This is a genomic window from Photobacterium carnosum, from assembly GCF_021236965.1.
Classification (GTDB): Bacteria; Pseudomonadota; Gammaproteobacteria; order Enterobacterales; family Vibrionaceae; genus Photobacterium; species Photobacterium carnosum.
In genome coordinates this window covers 57,832-75,567 of the sequence record NZ_WMDN01000003.1, presented here as the reverse complement: position 1 = coordinate 75,567, position 17,736 = coordinate 57,832, and the positions used below count along the sequence as shown (strand labels likewise).

Here is a 17,736-nt window from a genome sequence, read left to right as displayed (position 1 = left end):
CTTGGAGGCATCGTGAATAACTGGGAAAACATTAACTTACTTAGCGAAAATAGACTGGCACCTCGTGCATACTTTTTCTCTTACAACGCATTAAACAAAGCGCAACGCTTTCAGCGTGATTTAAGTCAGCATTTCATGTTGCTAAGTGGTCAGTGGACCTTTAACTTCTTCACTCATCCACTGCTTGTTCCTGAAGAATTCTACAACCAAGAAATGAGTGACTGGACTAGTATTCAAGTGCCAAACATGTGGCAAATGGAAGGTCACGGTAACTTACAATACACTGATGAAGGCTTCCCATTCCCGATTGACGTACCTTTTGTACCCTCAAACAACCCAACTGGCGCATATCAGCGCACCTTCTTCTTAGGTGATAATTGGAATGAAAAACAAACCATTATTAAGTTTGATGGTGTTGAAACCTACTTTGAAGTTTACGTTAACGGTCAATATGTTGGTTTTAGTAAAGGCAGCCGTTTAACAGCAGAATTTGATATTTCAGCTTTCGTTAACAGCGGTAAAAACTTACTGTCTGTGCGCGTTATGCAATGGGCCGATTCAACCTATATTGAAGATCAAGATATGTGGTGGATGGCGGGTATTTTCCGTGATGTTTACTTAGTCGGTAAAGAGCCCATTCACGTGCGTGATTTCACTGTACGTACTGATTTTGACGAAGATTATCAAGGCGCAACATTAAACTGTAACGTTGATTTGGAAAATCTCAGTGGTCACGTTGTGAGTGATTATAGCATTGATTATGCCCTTTATGAGGGTCAACATCAGGTTGCTAGTGGAAACGTTTTCAGTCTAACCATTGCTAGTACAACGCATACCAATTTTGCAATCAAAATAGATTCACCCGTTCATTGGACAGCTGAAAATCCACATTTATACCACTTATTCTTAACCCTAAGGGATGCGGATGGCATTGTGGTGGAAGTGATCCCGCAACGGGTTGGCTTCCGTGATATTAAAGTGCGCAATGGCCTGTTTGAGATTAATGGTCAATACGTAATGTTACACGGGGTTAATCGCCACGATAACGATCACCTAAATAGCCTCGCTGTCGGTATGGATCGCGTGGAAAAAGATATCGTGCTTATGAAACAGCATAATATTAACGCAGTACGTACTGCGCACTACCCTAACGATCCACGTTTTTACGAACTATGCGATCAATACGGCTTATTTGTAATAGCTGAAACTGATGTTGAAACGCACGGTTTTGCTAACGTTGGTAACCTGAGCATGATCACTGATGATCCTGCATGGGAACAAGTATTTGTTGAACGCATTGAACGTCATATTCATGCGCAAAAGAACCACCCTTCTATCATTATGTGGTCACTGGGTAACGAATCTGGCTACGGCTGTAATATTCGTTCAATGTACCAAGCAACTAAAGCGATTGATAATACCCGTCTAGTCCATTACGAAGAAGATCGTGATGCTGAAGTGGTTGATATTATTAGTACGATGTACTCTCGCGCTCAAATGATGAATGAGTTTGGTGAGTTTCCACATGTTAAGCCACGGATTATTTGTGAATATGCCCACGCAATGGGTAATGGTCCTGGTGGACTGACTGAATACCAAAACGTGTTCTACAAACATGACCATATTCAAGGTCACTTTGTATGGGAATGGTGTGATCACGGTATTTACGAGCAGGATGAAAACGGCCGTGATGTGTACAAATATGGCGGTGATTACAGCGACTATCCAAATAACTACAACTTCTGCATGGATGGCTTAGTCTACCCAGATCAAACACCTGGCCCGGGATTACGTGAATACAAACAAGTTATTTGTCCGGTAAAAATTGCCGTTAAAGATCACGCGAAAGGCATCATTACAGTTACTAACAAATATTGGTTCTCTACTCTAGATGACGTGATATTTGATATCGCAGTACGTGCTGAAGGTGACACTCTAACCTTTAATCAAATTACCGTGACAGATTTGGCGGCAGGTGAATCACGTGATATTGAATTAGTGCTACCGGTTATGGATCAGCGTGAAACGTTTGTGAATGTCTCTATGCGTAAAAAATCTCGCACCGCATATAGCGAAGCTAACCATGAACTTGGCATATTCCAATACCAAGCCAAACCCAATACTGCATATAAAGAACAATTTGAAAATAACAATGCGATACCACTAACCGTTATTGAAAACCGTCTTGATTGGGAAATTAGCGGTTATGACTTTGCACTGCGTTTCTCTAAAGTTGATGGCAAGCTTACATCATGGCTACGCCAAAATAATGAACTGATTGCATCATCACCTGCAATGAGTTTCTTCAAGCCGATGATTGATAACCATAAGCAAGAGTATGAAGGTTTATGGCACCCCGCTCACCTACACATTATGCAAGAGCATTTCCGTAGCATCAATGTCGAGCAAATGGCAGGTAAAGTAATTGTTACCACCAACAGTATTGTTGCGCCGCCAGTATTAGATTTTGGTATGCGTTGCCAATACCGTTTTGAAATTTGTCCTCAAGGTCAAGTAAACATGACGTTAAGTGGCAATAAGTACGGTGATTACCCGCATGTCATTCCGGTTATTGGTTTGGATTTAGGGATTAATAATCAATTTGATCAGGTTGAATACTACGGCCGTGGGCCTGAAGAAAGTTACCAAGATAGCCGTCAAAGCAACATCATCGATATCTACAACACTACCGTTAGCAATATGTTTGAGAACTACCCATTCCCACAAAATAATGGCAACCGCCAGCATGTGCGTTGGGCAAGTTTAACTAACCGTCATGGTGTGGGTTTATTGGTTAAACCTGAGCAAGAAATTAATTTCAGCGCATGGCATTACACCAATCAACATATCCATCAAGCACAACACATTAATGAACTTGAGCCAAGTGGCTACATTACGGTCAATCTTGATCATCAAGTTATGGGCTTAGGTTCTAACTCTTGGGGTTCAGAAGTACTTGACTCATACCGTGTTTACTTTAATGACTTCAGCTATCAAGTGAGCTTAGTACCCTTTAATAAAGCCGATTGTGATAGCCGCTACTTAGCAAGTCAAACATTTACCACAACACGCATCGGTGGAGATAAATAATGATTATTTTAGCATCACTGGATCAATTCAAAAGCCTCTATCGCGATGGTCGTAAATGGAATCGTTGTGTAGAAGCGATTGAGAACATCGGTAATATTCAGCCAAATGTCTTCCATTCTGTGGGTGACTCACTGGCTTACCGCCTTCAACATGGCCCTTCAAACGCGAATGAACAATTTGTCGGCCACCGCCGTTATTTTGATGTTCATTACTACCTTGCAGGCAGTGAAACTATTGAATGTGCAGATAAAGACACGTTAACGCAAGTGCATCCATACAGTGATGAAACTGACCGTGAATATTTTGAGGGAACAGCTCAAGCCCACCGCATAGAAGCAGGTCAAATGGTGATATTTGAAAACCACCAAGCACACCGTTTCAGTGCCGCTGACAACCTTGAGAAAGTCGTTTTACGTGTCACCATTGAGGACGGATACTTCCTTAATAAATAACCACACTTAACCGCCAGTGGAAATACTGCCTCAGAAACGAACTAACACTAAATTATAAATCATACTTTTCTAGCCTTGAGTTCCCCCTCAAGGCTTTTTTCTTTCTTAATATTAACTCTTTCATCACATTACAGTCATATTTAAACTCCCACAACATTAACTTTATGTGTTTAGTGGCATATAATAAATTACAGGCTTTATATGCGTAAATAAGGATATTATGCGAAAAGTAATGGTAACAAGTTTAGTCTTCAGCTTTTTATTACTGATGTTAGCCGTAATAAGTATTACCTATCACAGCCAACAAAATAATGACAATACAATCAATACAATAAAAAACGATCAACGCCAACAACAGCATCAATTACAACAACAGATTTCACAACACATTAAACATACTATTGTTCTTTTTGATCAATTTAATACCGCGTTAAAACAACAATCATGGCAGCAACTACTGACCCCATCCCAAAATGATACTTTTATTACATTAGCAACAACCATGCTAACTAATAACATAAAATTTAATAGCATTAGTCTGATTGATTATAAAAATAGTTATCGATTAAGAATTGAAGCTACGACTAATACAAAAATAACAATTATAAAAAATAAACCTATAGCTTCGATTTCAGAACTGAATGATATTGATCACGCATTTTCACTTCTACCAAATAAAACTTATATTAAGATGTTAGCCAAACCAATAAATAATATTGCTTATTATCAGCATATTACGATAAACAATCACCAATGGGTCATCAAAATAGAGCAACACAGTCTCGCTGATATGATGACAACATCACAAACTAATGACCCATTATTTCTACAGTCTTGGCTTATTGATAATCAAGGTCAATCATTAATTAATATCAATCAAAAAGACATTTCCTCGATTAACACTGATAACAATTTTAAAAGTAAGTATTTTTCATTATGGCAACAAATACAAAATTACAATAATCAACAAATAATAAAAGAAAAAATTCTTTACACTTACTCTCCAATTTTTATCCCGGAACAATTAAAAGCAACTCTGGATTTTAATAATGGTAATTTATCACCATGGATATTAATTTCAAAAATCAATATTGAAAATAATTATAATATATTTGGATTTACTCAACAACTATCCTACAAATATATACCAATATTCATATCAATTATAATTGTCTGTGTTTATATACTATTTATCATTAGATATATACATCGACAAAAGAAAGAGATAAAGCGTATTACTTATATTAAAAATAAAAACACTCTTCGTTACCATTCTCTGATTAAAAATACTGACTCAGGTATTATTATTATTAACAACCATCAAAAAATAACAGCGATTAATTCAGTCGCTCTAACTATTTTAAATTTAAACAAAGATGTTATTCACAAAAATTTAATTTCACATATATATCCAATAGACACAAAAAGCGATATTGTCGCATTATTACAAAGCATCAATTCTCTAGCTTATAATACTAAGAAAAAAATACAGCTAAAGATCAATATCCCTCAGATTAAATACCTAGAAATCACCGCGACAAAAATTAATACTAACGATGATAGTATCATATTACATATAATAGATATAACATCATGGGTTAAGCGAGAACAACAACTCAAAGGGCTATCAAGAGCTGTAGAACAAAGTGAAAATGCTGTCATTATTACTGATAAATTTGGCTTTATTGAATATGTAAATAATTCATATGAAAAAAGTACAGGTGATAGTTCAAATAATATTATAGGATTAAATAGTAAAACAATCTTTAAGCGTTATATTAATAACCAAGAAAAAATAGACAGCATTCAATCGAAATTAAATCAAGGACAAACAATACAGCGTGTTGTTTTACAAAAGAATCATGATGATAGCATTTATTATCTTGATAATACCATCTCCCCTATTCGCGATGAAAATGGTCGAATTAGTAACTATATTTCAATCAGTAAAGATATTACTGATCGTATTAATTATGAACATCAATTACATCATCTTGCACATTATGATCAGTTAACTACGCTCCCTAATAGAAATATGTTTATTAGTGAACTTAAAAAATCATTATTAACGTCAAAAAAAAATCACTCTAAAATATCAGTCTTAATCATTGAGGTTGATTTATTCAAACAATTACATGATTCTCTAGATAATGAAAAAATAGAAAATATTCTTATTATTATATCAAAACGTATTCGATCAAATCTAAGAGAAAAAACTCTTCTATCACGTTTGAATAATAATAAATTTGGCATTCTTATCCAATCATTCCAACAGCAACAAAATATTAATCACCTTGCAATAAAATTACTCAATAATATTCATGCACCTATTCGTTATGATGATAAACTCATTTCAATTTCAGCTAGCATTGGCATTTCACTTCAAATAAACAGTCAAATAACGCCTGAGAAAATAATAAGAAATACAAATATTGCATTGGGCTATTCTAAAAATAAGTCTAAAAATCAATATTGTTATTTTAGTCCTGTCATGGAAACTGAAGCAGAACATAAATTGGAATTAGAATCAGAATTACGAAAATCTATAAATACTGATCGCTATGAGTTTTATTATCAACCTAAAGTATTAGCTATCTCACATATAATAACTGGCGCAGAAGCATTGCTGCGATGGCGTGATAAGCACGGTCACTATCAAGCTCCTGTTGATATTATTCCATTACTTGAATCATCAGGGTTAATTCTTGAAGCGGGTATATTCCTCATTGAAAAAGCCTGTTATCAACTTAAACAATGGCAACAGCAAGGGCTTAATATTAGTATGGCTATCAATATTTCAGCACAACAATTACTTGAATCGAACCTAACAGAAATTATAAAGCAAGCCATCAAAAAAGCCGGTTGTGATCCTACATATCTAGAACTGGAGATCACAGAGAGTGTGTTAATGACAGATATTGAATTAGCTTATCAAAAATTAATCGCACTTAAAACGCTTGGGGTTAAAATTGCGATAGATGATTTTGGTACAGGCTATTCTTCACTCGCTTATCTCAGCCGTTTTCCTATCAACATTCTCAAAATAGACCGAGAATTCGTTAAAGCATTACCCCATGACAAAGACAGTATTACTATTATTGAAGCTATAGTAAAACTTGCTCACAATCTTGGTTTAACTGTCGTTGCTGAGGGTGTTGAAAATATTGAACAAGTCATTGCCCTTGAAGCCTTTGGGGTCGAAGAATTTCAAGGATTTTATTTCAATAAACCTCTTACTCGCGATCACTTTAATCACCAATACCTACCTCAAAAACAACAAATATCAGAGAACGTTATATAAGAGGTTCTCTTATTCAACGTTGTAGCTTATTATTAAACATATACGCCATTTTATTGTTAATAATAAATGGATTCTTTTTTGATTACTTAGCAGGACGTCACAATGAGTTTTAGTGATCACTTAGATAACTTTATTAAACAACGGGAACAATTTGGTCAGCAGCCAAATAGAATGCAAAAACGCAATTCTTATATTGTGGTTGATGCTACTGATCAAAGTAAAGCACGTGAAGCGATGGCAAAAGAGCAAGAACATGCCACATTACGTGCAGAACAAGAAACGAAACAATATCATCAGCGTATTCGTGGACGATGCGTACTCCCAAGTGAAGCTCAAGCACAACAAGAGCGTAAAAATGATACTCGTCCAGCCGATCCCGATCGTATTGCGTACATTCAACAATTAAAAAAAGATTTAAAGTTAAAAAAACACCAAACTGAGTAACTTTTTTATAAAAGCTAATCTAAACGTATTTTTATGGAAACAATCTCTCTTCATTTCAACATGATGGTAACGATGATTTATTGTCGTTACCATTAATATTCTGCTTTCTCCCCCACTAATACTTCTCCGTTTTCTTCCTGTCTAAGCATGATTATGCCAAGAATAAAGTATCGTCATATCATTCTCACACTATGAGATAAGGTGTTATAAGCAATAAGTTATCTTTTTGAGTATTTATCTAAATCCCTTCCAATAAATAAAAAAATATCTATCAACAACAAAGAAATCACTTAGGTTTGATCACTGAACAATGACAAAAAAAGCCTCTATTTACTGTTTTGAACAATGTTTCATAATTTTTTTTCTAGTTTTTATCTTTTTTTTCAAGACTAAATAATAGCACTGAAACTAACTACCTACATTTCTCAAATTATGAGAATTAATGCTTTTTTTTAAATTACACTATCAACAACTAAATTTTCAATTTAACCTTTATATTACAGCCGTTAAATAAAAAGAATGCCGTACTCTATACTTAAATTGTCATACTTATAAAATATAACACTTTGATTCTGAAAAACTAACCATTCAAAAGCAGCAAAAAAACATCGACTCGAAAAGATTTATGACACCAATAAATAACAGAACATAATCGATACTTAGATTTAACAATAAAAAACATAAACCTAACAGTTAGTCATGTAAAAAAACGACTACTTAATAATATATAAATAGCTAAGCACTAAAAACAGACAACCACTAGCACAGTAACCAAAACATAGCAATATGGTAAGAATATCTTTTTGGAGTTAAAATTAGCACCAAAGAAGTAAAAAAGAAGATTTTAAATGACAACAACTATTCATGTTAATGAGCTCGAATCATTGCTCATCGCAATCATCGTGCTTTTTCTTGGCTACTTTATTAATACTAAAGTTAAGATTTTAAGAAAATATAATATACCAGAGCCGATTGTCGGCGGACTTGTCATTGCCTTTATTATTACCTTTTTCCATTTTCAAGGTTTTGACATTAATTTCAAATTAAGTATGCAAGACACCTTAATGCAAATGTTCTTTGCAACCGTTGGTCTTGCCGCTAGCTATAAATTATTGATGAAAGGCGGCTCTCGTGTATTCCTATTTTTAGGGGTCGCAACAATATTTATTATTCTTCAAGATGCTGTTGGCGTAGGAATGAGTAAAGCGTTAGGTCTAGATCCATTACTTGGTCTTATTGTTGGTTCAATCACTCTTTCAGGCGGTCACGGTACTGGTGCGGCTTGGTCACAAACTTTTGCTACCGACTATGGTTTGAACACATTAGAACTATCAATGGCTGCGGCAACATTTGGTCTGATTATGGGTGGTATCATCGGTGGTCCAATTGCCCAACGATTGATCAACAAACATAAGCTAAAATCTGATTTTGGTGAAAGTGGTAATCATCACATTGAACACCCGGATTTGATCACTTATAGCGATCGCGAAGAAGACCGTATTACCTCTAAAAACACCATTGAAGTATTATTTATTTTATTGGTTTGTGTTGCAGGTGCATCACACTTTAAAGACTTTGTAGACGGGCTTGGTATCAGTGCATTACGTATTCCTGAATTCGTATATGCGTTGTTTATTGGTGTGTTTATTACCAATGTCTGCGAGGGTACTAAGTGCTATAAAATCAACAAAGAAACTGTTGATGCCCTAGGTACAATAGCCTTGTCACTGTTCCTAGCAATGGCACTAATGAGCTTGCATCTGTGGGAATTAATGGACTTGGCAATGCCAATGTTGATAATTCTTGCCGTTCAAACTCTCGTCTTAGGGTTATTTACCTATTTTGTTACTTTCCGTGTAATGGGAAGCAACTATGACGCCGCCATTATTGCCGGTGGTCACTGTGGTTTTGGTATGGGTGCAACACCGACAGCAGTAATGAATATGGGTTCATTAGTGTCACGAAATGGCCCGTCACCACAAGCCTTTATGGTTGTGCCGATTGTAGGTGCTTTCTTTATTGATATTACTAACTTATTAGTCCTTCAAGGTTACATCAGCTTTCTTGGTCACTAAGTAGCATTAATCATCTATATAAAAAGAGAAGATATTGTATATCTTCTCTTTTTTGTATCTCACGTATCACTTCTCCCCCAATCCCGCTCATCTAAATATGGTATCAATACTCGCTTCCTTGTTTTAGGTCTTACTGTACTAATCATCGGCTAAATATGATGATCTTAATTGGCGTGGAATGCTAAAAACACCATAGTTTCACTCCCTATAGATCATGTATGCCTTCGCATCAGCAGCAGGTTTAATAATCGCTGTTGCGGTTGTACTGTCTGTTATTACCAAGAAAGTAGATCCTGAAGAGCTAAAGAAAAAACTCGCCCTTTATCTATATTTTCCTATACTTGTAATTGTTAGCGTCTTGTTACTGAGTTAACAATATAAGTTACTCGAGGCGTATTACTTTAACGATTGCCCAGACAAGGAAAGTATTAATGGCTCAAAAAATATCAGGGGTATTCGCAGTGCTTGCTGCATCTGCTACTCTCTTCGCTGTTAACGTAAACGCCGCCGATAGCACGCTCAATAAAGTTAAAAAACAAGGGTATGTCCAATGTGGTGTTAGTGCGGGCTTACCCGGATTTTCAAACCCCAACGCGAAAGGTCAGTGGGAAGGTCTTGATGTCGAGTTCTGCCAAGCAGTTGCTGCTGCCACATTAGGCGATAAAACCAAGGTTAAATATATACCGTTAACCGCTAAAGAACGTTTCACCGCCTTACAATCGGGTGAAATTGATATTTTATCGCGTAATACAACTTGGACATTGCACCGTGATACCGCTCTTGGCCTTAATTTTACTGGTGTAAACTATTACGATGGTCAAGGTTTCATGGTCAAAAAAGACATGGGTATAAAAAGTGCTAAAGAACTCGATGGTGCAGCAGTTTGCGTACAATCAGGCACTACAACCGAGCTTAATCTAGCAGATTACTTCCGTGTCAATGGCATGAAATATAAGCCTGTTGTATTTGATACTGCCCCTCAAACCTCAAAAGGTTTTGACTCTGGACGTTGTGATGCACTCACCACCGACCAGTCAGGCTTATATGCCCTACGCTTAAACCTCAAAGATCCAACTTCCGCCGTCGTTTTACCTGAAATCATTTCTAAAGAACCACTAGGGCCTGTTGTTCGTCAAGGTGATGATCAATGGTTCAATATCGTTCGTTGGACATTATTTACCATGATTAACGCTGAAGAATTCAATGTTACTTCTGCCAATGTTGAGCAACTAAAAAAAGACTCAAAAGATCCTAATATTCGTCGCCTAATTGGTATTGATGGACCAAAGGGTAAAGGACTGGGATTAAATGACGATTGGAGTTTCCAGATCATTAAGCAAGTGGGTAACTATGGTGAAAGTTTCCATCGTACCGTAGGTTTAGGATCACCACTTAACATTGAGCGTGGATTAAATGCACTATGGAATAATGGTGGTATTCAATATGCTCCACCGATTCGTTAATAACGGGCTCTTTTAAGTTCGTCTATAAAAGGAAGGGAGTCGTTTATGGCTCCCTCTGTCCATCTCAATGGATATGAGGATGTTGTATGGCATTTTCTACGAAGGCCAATAGCTCACAAACAAGATCTCGCACTAAAAATCTATTTTATAATCCAATGTTTCGCGCCATTATCTTTCAAATTATTGCAGTCGCGGCTCTGGGGTTTTTCTTTTATAGCATCATCAATAATGCATTAACTAACCTTGAAACACGTGGTATTGCGACTGGTTTCGATTTTCTAAGTCAAGAAGCTGGGTTTGGTATCGGTTTAACGCTTATCGATTATGATGAAACCTTCAGTTATGGCCGAACCTTTTTTGTTGGTTTACTCAACACGGCACTCATTGCCATACTCGGTGTTATTCTTGCTACCGCTTTAGGGTTTATTATTGGGATTGCCCGCTTATCCCCTAATTGGTTAGTCAGTCGCTTTGCTGCGCTTTATATTGAGATATTTCGAAATATTCCATTATTACTACAAATATTTTTTTGGTACTTTGCGGTATTACAAGTTCTACCCTCACCAAAACAAAGCCTACAATTTGGCGAGAGTATTTTTCTTAATATACGCGGCTTATCCATACCTAGTCCTATTTTTGAACAAGGTTCTAGCTTTATATTTATCTCACTGCTTATCGCTCTAATCATAGCAATGAGTTATCAGTATTACGCCAAGAGAAAACAACAAAACACGGGTAAACAATCTCCGGTACTTCTCGTTAGTGTTGCCGTCATTACCTTACTGCCACTATTAGCTTTCTTTATTAGTGGTAAACCAATCAGTATTGATTATCCCGTTCTCAAAGGATTTAATTTCAGTGGTGGTATTACGGTACTACCTGAACTTGCTGCACTTTTACTTGCACTCAGTATTTATACCGCGGCTTTTATTGCAGAAATTGTTCGCTCAGGCATTAATGCCGTCAGTCATGGTCAAACAGAAGCGTCTGAAGCATTAGGCTTAACCCGTAATAAAACTCTCCGTTTAATTGTAATCCCACAAGCGATGCGGGTTATTATTCCGCCCCTTACCAGTCAATATTTAAACCTCACTAAAAATTCCTCGCTGGCAATGGCGATTGGTTATCCTGATCTGGTCTCTGTTTTCGCAGGTACAACCCTCAATCAAACAGGACAAGCGATTGAAATCATCGCGATGACAATGGCGGTTTATTTAAGTCTAAGTTTAATTACATCACTGCTGATGAATATCTATAACAAAAAAATGGCTCTGGTTGAGAGGTAAGCATGAGTAAGCATCAATTTCTTCCTGATTTACCCCCACCAGCAAACACAGTGGGTATTTTTAGATGGTTACGCCAACATCTATTTTCTTCTGTCCTCAATACGATTATCACTTTACTTTTAGGCTATTTTGCCATTATCGGTTTATGGGGGATCATTGATTGGGCATTGATTAATGCCAATTGGCAAGGCGACTCTCGTGATGCTTGTACACTCACCGGCGCATGTTGGACCTTTATTAAAGTACGGTTTGATCAATTCATGTTTGGCTTCTACCCCAGTGCTGAATTATGGCGACCTAAACTGTTTTATGCCACATTAGCCATTTTTATTACTTTACTGGCTTACGAAAAAACCCCTCATCGAGGTTGGATTTGGTTATTTTTTGTTAATATTTATCCATTTATAGCAGGCTTTCTTTTATATGGCGGTATTGCAGGCTTACCTACTGTAGAAACGCACTTATGGGGTGGTTTACTTATTACCTTGATCATTGCCATTATCGGTATTGTGGTATCGCTACCGATAGGCATTGTATTAGCGCTGGGGCGGCGTTCAGAAATGCCGATCATTCGAAGTATTTGTACCATCTATATTGAGATCTGGCGGGGTGTACCATTAATTACCGTCTTATTTATGGCATCCGTTATGCTGCCATTATTTTTAAGTTCTGAATTAGAAACCAACAAACTGATCCGAGCCTTAATTGGGGTGGTACTATTTAGTGCAGCTTATATGGCGGAAGTTATTCGTGGTGGGTTACAAGCAATACCCAAAGGCCAATATGAAGCGGCAGATGCTTTAGGGTTAAGTTACTGGCGGAAAACCTATCTTATCGTCTTACCCCAAGCATTGAAAATCACCATTCCTTCGATTGTAAATACCTTTATTGGCTTATTTAAAGACACCAGCTTAGTACTTATTATTGGTATGTTTGATGTATTAGGCATTGGGCAAGCCGCCAACAGTGATCCAGAATGGTTAGGTTTTGCCACTGAAAGCTACGTTTTTGTCGCTTTTGTTTTCTGGATTTTTTGTTTTAGTATGTCGAGATACAGTATCTACCTAGAAAACAAACTACATACTGGCCATCAACATTAGCAAGGATTGCATAATGAAAAACACTAACGATGCCACCATTAATCCTAACAATACTCAATGGGTTATAGAACTAGTTAATGTAAACAAATGGTACGGTCAATTTCACGTTCTTAAAGACATTAACCTACAAGTGCGTAAAGGTGAAAAGATCGTTATCTGTGGACCATCAGGATCAGGTAAATCAACCATGATCCGCTGTATTAATTATTTAGAAGAGCACCAACAAGGGCAAATCTCTGTCGCAGGGCAAGACATTACCGGAGATTTGAAAAATATTGAGCTAATTCGCAAAGAAGTCGGCATGTGTTTTCAGCATTTTAATCTTTTTCCTCATCTAACAGTATTAGAAAACTGCACTTTAGCGCCCATTTGGGTTAAGAAAATGCCAAAGAAAGAAGCTAACGCGCTTGCTATGCAATATTTAGAACGGGTTAAAATTCCAGATCAAGCCCATAAATACCCAGGCCAACTTTCTGGTGGACAGCAACAACGTGTCGCCATTGCACGTTCACTGTGCATGAATCCGCAAGTGATGTTGTTTGATGAACCGACGTCAGCACTCGATCCTGAAATGGTACGTGAAGTATTAGATGTGATGGTTGAGCTTGCTAATGAGGGTATGACAATGTTGTGCGTAACGCATGAGATGGGGTTTGCGCGCCAAGTGGCAGATAGGGTAATATTCATGGATCAAGGAGAAATCATTGAAGAAAATAACCCTCATGATTTTTTTGATCACCCTAAATCTGATCGAACGCAGCTTTTTTTACAGCAAATATTGCACTAATGGCTGAAACTGCCACCCTTAAAGGAAGCCTTATCGATGTAACACTTAGTTACAACTTAACGATAAATGAAGATTAAAGAGCGAAGTATTTTAATCTTCAAATACTTATAATATGCTTGATAGCAAACAAATAAATCTAAAGCTTAAGTTTACGCTTGCAATTCGTATTGTTTAGCCTCATATATAGCTTTATTAGAATTAACATAACTACCCTAAGGGGAACACTTATGAACGAACGTATGGTCAATCGTGACAATGGTTACGAAGGCGTGCTGTCAACCAATAAGGTTTTACGTAATACTTATTTCTTACTATCGCTAACGTTATTGTTCTCTGCTGGCGTTGCTGGCGTTGCAATGGTTATGAATGTTCCACCTGTACACTGGATCTTTCTACTTGTTGGCTTCTATGGTCTAATTTTCCTTACTGAGCGTAACCGTGACAGTAGCTTAGGCCTTATATTTGTGTTCGCATTAACAGGCTTTATGGGTTACACCCTTGGTCCGATTTTAAATATGTATGTCGGTGCGGGCATGGGCCATGTTGTTATGACAGCACTTGGCGGTACAGCACTAACATTCTTTGCTTGTTCTGCTTACGCATTAACAACCAAACGCGACTTATCATTCCTTAACGGCATGCTAATGGCTGGCTTTATTGCGATTATTGTCGCAGTAGTTGCGAATATCTTCTTAAAAATGCCAATGCTATCGTTAGCAATCAGCGGTATGTTTGTCTTGTTCTCATCAGCAGCGATCTTATTGACGACTCAGTCAATCATTCGTGGTGGTGAAACAAACTACATTTCAGCAACGGTTACTTTGTATGTTTCTATCTACAACCTATTCTTAAGCTTGCTTCAGATTCTAGGTGTAGTGAATAGCAGCGACAACTAAACAACCGCGATATATTAGCCTTACGTTTAGTAATACAAACTAAAAAGCCTGTCTGATGCAGGCTTTTCGTTTTTTACTTGCAGGTAGACAAGCGAATCACTATTCTTGCAACGTTAGCAATAAAGAGGTCTATTATGCTTGAATTTAACGGTGTACAAATCGACACTGACGCCCAAGGTTATCTTAAAAATGTTAGTGATTGGTCAGAAGATTTAGTTGCGCCACTTGCAGCAGAAGAATCGATTGAATTATCTGAGGCACATTGGGAAGTGATTCGCTTTGTTCGTGACTTTTACCTTGAATTTAATACTTCACCCGCAGTTAGAATGCTTGTAAAAGCAATGGCAAAACAATACGGTGAAGAAAAAGGCAGTTCACGTTATCTATATCGTTTATTTCCAAAAGGTCCAGCAAAGCAAGCAACTAAACTTGCTGGGTTACCTAAGCCAGTGAAGTGTATTTAAAATATCATTCTAAAAACCAAACATAACAACGATAACTCGCTTTATGTTTGGTTTTTTTTATGAGCAGTATGAAATCGCGCCCTTACACAACACATGACCCGTTACTCACGTTTTCACACAACGCCGAGCCATAACACTCTCTATTTTTTATATTACCCATTACATTATTTTAGTTAAATAATGACGATAGGCTGATCATCCACCCACAAAATCTATTTATATTTTTGTGAAGTACTGTCGTTTATTTAACACTCAATAATGGCTTTATATGCCAACTTAGACGTTTTCATTTGATTTTACGTAGCCAGCACAACATAATATGCCCCCACTCGAATTCCATATTGGGCATGTCATGACTGCTTCTGTTTATTTGGTAAAAGGCCGTGAAAAATCACTACGCCGTCGCCACCCTTGGATTTTTTCTCGCGGTATTGATCGCGTTGAAGGAAAACCTGAACTTGGCGAAACCGTTGATGTTTACGATAACAAAGGCGAATGGCTAGCACGTGGTGCTTATTCACCACAGTCTCAGATTCGCGTTCGCGTATGGACATTCAACAAAAATGAAGCCATTGACGTTAACTTCTTTGTTAACCGCCTTAATGCCGCACAAAGTCTACGTGATGTATTAGCCGCTCGCGATGGTCTTACAGGCTACCGCTTAATTGCCGCTGAATCAGATGGTCTTCCTGGTATTACTATCGATCGCTACCAAGATTACTTAGTGTGCCAACTATTGAGTGCAGGTGCTGAAGCACAACGAGAAGTACTTCTTGAAGCATTACGACAGTGCTACCCAAGCTGTAATATTTACGAACGCTCTGATGTGTCTGTTCGTAAAAAAGAAGGCTTAAAACAACGCACAGGCGTTCTACATGGTGAAGAGCCACCTAAGTTTGTCACTATTGAAGAAAATGGCGTTAAAATTAACGTTGATATCGTTGGTGGTCACAAAACAGGTTTCTACCTTGATCAACGTGATAGCCGCGAAGCATCGGTTAAATATGTTAACGGTAAGCGTGTTCTAAACTGCTTCAGCTACACTGGTGGCTTCGGTTTATACGCGCTAAAAGGCGGCGCAAGTGAAGTGATTAACGTTGATGTTTCTCAACCAGCACTTGATACCGCACGACTTAACGTAGAAATGAATGGTTATCCGGTTGAAAATGCACAGTTTGTAAACGCTGATGTGTTTAAATTACTGCGTGAATACCGTGAACGTGGCGAGCTATTTGATGTTGTTATCATGGATCCACCTAAATTTGCCGAGTCTAAATCTCAGTTAGTAGGTGCTTGTCGTGGTTACAAAGACATCAATATGTTAGCGATGCAAATCCTAAAACCAGGTGGCATGTTATTAACATACTCTTGCTCTGGTTTAATGGATAACGGTTTATTCCAAAAAATCATTGCTGATGCTGCACTTGATGCACATCGCGAAGTACAATTTATCGAGCGTTTCAGCCAAGCCGCCGATCACCCACTAGACAGTGCTTATCCTGAAGGTTTCTACCTTAAAGGTTTCGCTTGTTACGTAAAGTAATACGCGATTTAGCATAGATAGATATCAAACCCAGCCGACGCTGGGTTTTTTTATACCAACAAACTAGTGATTAATCATTAAATTCGATAATTATTTGTCAAAATCTTAATTATCAGAATACAATAGTACCACTATGCCTAATACAGATTATTCATCTTACACACTTAAAGGAATCGACATGAAACTACGTACAGCCCTACTCTCTTTAGCGGCGTGTAGCATCAGCTTCTCATCATTTGCCGATGTAACACTTAACCTACCCCAATCTGCTGAACTGGTTCTCGTCAATGGCGTAAATGCTGAAGGTAATGCACCTCAAATATTGAATAACGGTAACAACCAAATCGCTTTTCGTTATAATAAAAATTACCGTGAAAATGGCGACACTCACTTATTTCGCTCTGAAGTTGTAATAATGACTTTTTCAGGCAGTGATATTGCATATACATTACAACTGCCTAATATTTCAAGTGCATATCAAGCGCAGAAATTCAACAACCATCCAATGATGTCTTTGTTATCTGCTGATGGTAGTGAAATACCATTTAAAGATGGTTTATTAATTAAAAATGGTATTCAAATTGGACGTAATTTCCAACAAGAAATCACACAATATAATTTAAGTGAAGCACCTGCAGCACTACCTTCAATCGTTATGGCTAATGAAATACAACCCGTACAACTACCAGTAAGCTCAACCAAAAAAGAAGAGAAGATTGATCAAGCTTATGTCACTAAAATGTTGAATTATTGGTATAACAAGGCAGATACAACGACACAGCAACACTTCAAAGCAAGTATTAATAAGTAATTCTATTTAATAGTAAATCTGGTA

The 17,736-nt window shown here is 37.3% G+C and carries 13 protein-coding genes; all 13 read left to right on the top strand.

The features are described from left to right. Positions 1-12: 12 nt before the first annotated feature. On the top strand, positions 13-3,090 hold the full coding sequence (gene ebgA, locus GLP24_RS03915; protein WP_232615552.1) for a beta-galactosidase subunit alpha: 3,078 nt from the start codon (positions 13-15) through the stop codon (positions 3,088-3,090). Next, positions 3,090-3,542, top strand: a complete 453-nt coding sequence (locus GLP24_RS03910; RefSeq protein WP_045039629.1) for a beta-galactosidase subunit beta — start codon at positions 3,090-3,092, stop codon at positions 3,540-3,542. The genes ebgA and GLP24_RS03910 overlap by 1 nt, the downstream gene beginning before the upstream one ends. Positions 3,543-3,762: 220 nt before the next feature. Continuing rightward, entirely contained in the window at positions 3,763-6,843 is a 3,081-nt protein-coding gene (locus tag GLP24_RS03905) for an EAL domain-containing protein (RefSeq protein ID WP_232615551.1), read from the top strand. A 102-nt stretch (positions 6,844-6,945) separates the two neighbouring features. After that, positions 6,946-7,287: a hypothetical protein gene (locus GLP24_RS03900; RefSeq protein ID WP_101768943.1), complete on the top strand. Its 342-nt coding sequence runs from the start codon at positions 6,946-6,948 to the stop codon at positions 7,285-7,287. Positions 7,288-8,135: 848 nt separating this feature from the next. Next, positions 8,136-9,362 (top strand): sodium/glutamate symporter, encoded by a 1,227-nt coding sequence (gltS, locus tag GLP24_RS03895; protein ID WP_101768942.1) that lies wholly within the window; start codon positions 8,136-8,138, stop codon positions 9,360-9,362. Between the two features lie 431 nt (positions 9,363-9,793). After that, positions 9,794-10,825, top strand: a complete 1,032-nt coding sequence (locus GLP24_RS03890; protein WP_232578908.1) for an amino acid ABC transporter substrate-binding protein — start codon at positions 9,794-9,796, stop codon at positions 10,823-10,825. A gap of 86 nt (positions 10,826-10,911) precedes the next feature. Continuing rightward, positions 10,912-12,111 carry an amino acid ABC transporter permease gene (locus GLP24_RS03885; protein ID WP_232615550.1) on the top strand — a complete coding sequence of 400 codons (1,200 nt, stop codon included), beginning with the start codon at positions 10,912-10,914 and terminating at the stop codon, positions 12,109-12,111. Positions 12,112-12,113: 2 nt separating this feature from the next. Further along, the gene (locus GLP24_RS03880; RefSeq protein ID WP_232615549.1) at positions 12,114-13,211 is read left to right on the top strand and encodes an amino acid ABC transporter permease; all 1,098 of its coding nucleotides are present in this window, start codon (positions 12,114-12,116) and stop codon (positions 13,209-13,211) included. 13 nt (positions 13,212-13,224) lie between these two features. Further along, the gene (locus GLP24_RS03875; RefSeq protein ID WP_101768938.1) at positions 13,225-13,998 is read left to right on the top strand and encodes an amino acid ABC transporter ATP-binding protein; all 774 of its coding nucleotides are present in this window, start codon (positions 13,225-13,227) and stop codon (positions 13,996-13,998) included. Positions 13,999-14,225: 227 nt separating this feature from the next. Then, the gene (locus GLP24_RS03870; RefSeq protein WP_101768937.1) at positions 14,226-14,894 is read left to right on the top strand and encodes a Bax inhibitor-1/YccA family protein; all 669 of its coding nucleotides are present in this window, start codon (positions 14,226-14,228) and stop codon (positions 14,892-14,894) included. Between the two features lie 134 nt (positions 14,895-15,028). Further along, complete coding sequence (gene tusE / locus GLP24_RS03865; protein ID WP_232598789.1) at positions 15,029-15,358, top strand: sulfurtransferase TusE; 330 nt, start codon at positions 15,029-15,031, stop codon at positions 15,356-15,358. A 352-nt stretch (positions 15,359-15,710) separates the two neighbouring features. Next, positions 15,711-16,901, top strand: coding sequence for a class I SAM-dependent methyltransferase (locus GLP24_RS03860; protein WP_101768935.1), 1,191 nt, complete (start codon positions 15,711-15,713; stop codon positions 16,899-16,901). Between the two features lie 178 nt (positions 16,902-17,079). After that, complete coding sequence (locus GLP24_RS03855) at positions 17,080-17,712, top strand: YccT family protein (protein WP_101768934.1); 633 nt, start codon at positions 17,080-17,082, stop codon at positions 17,710-17,712. Positions 17,713-17,736: the final 24 nt, after the last annotated feature.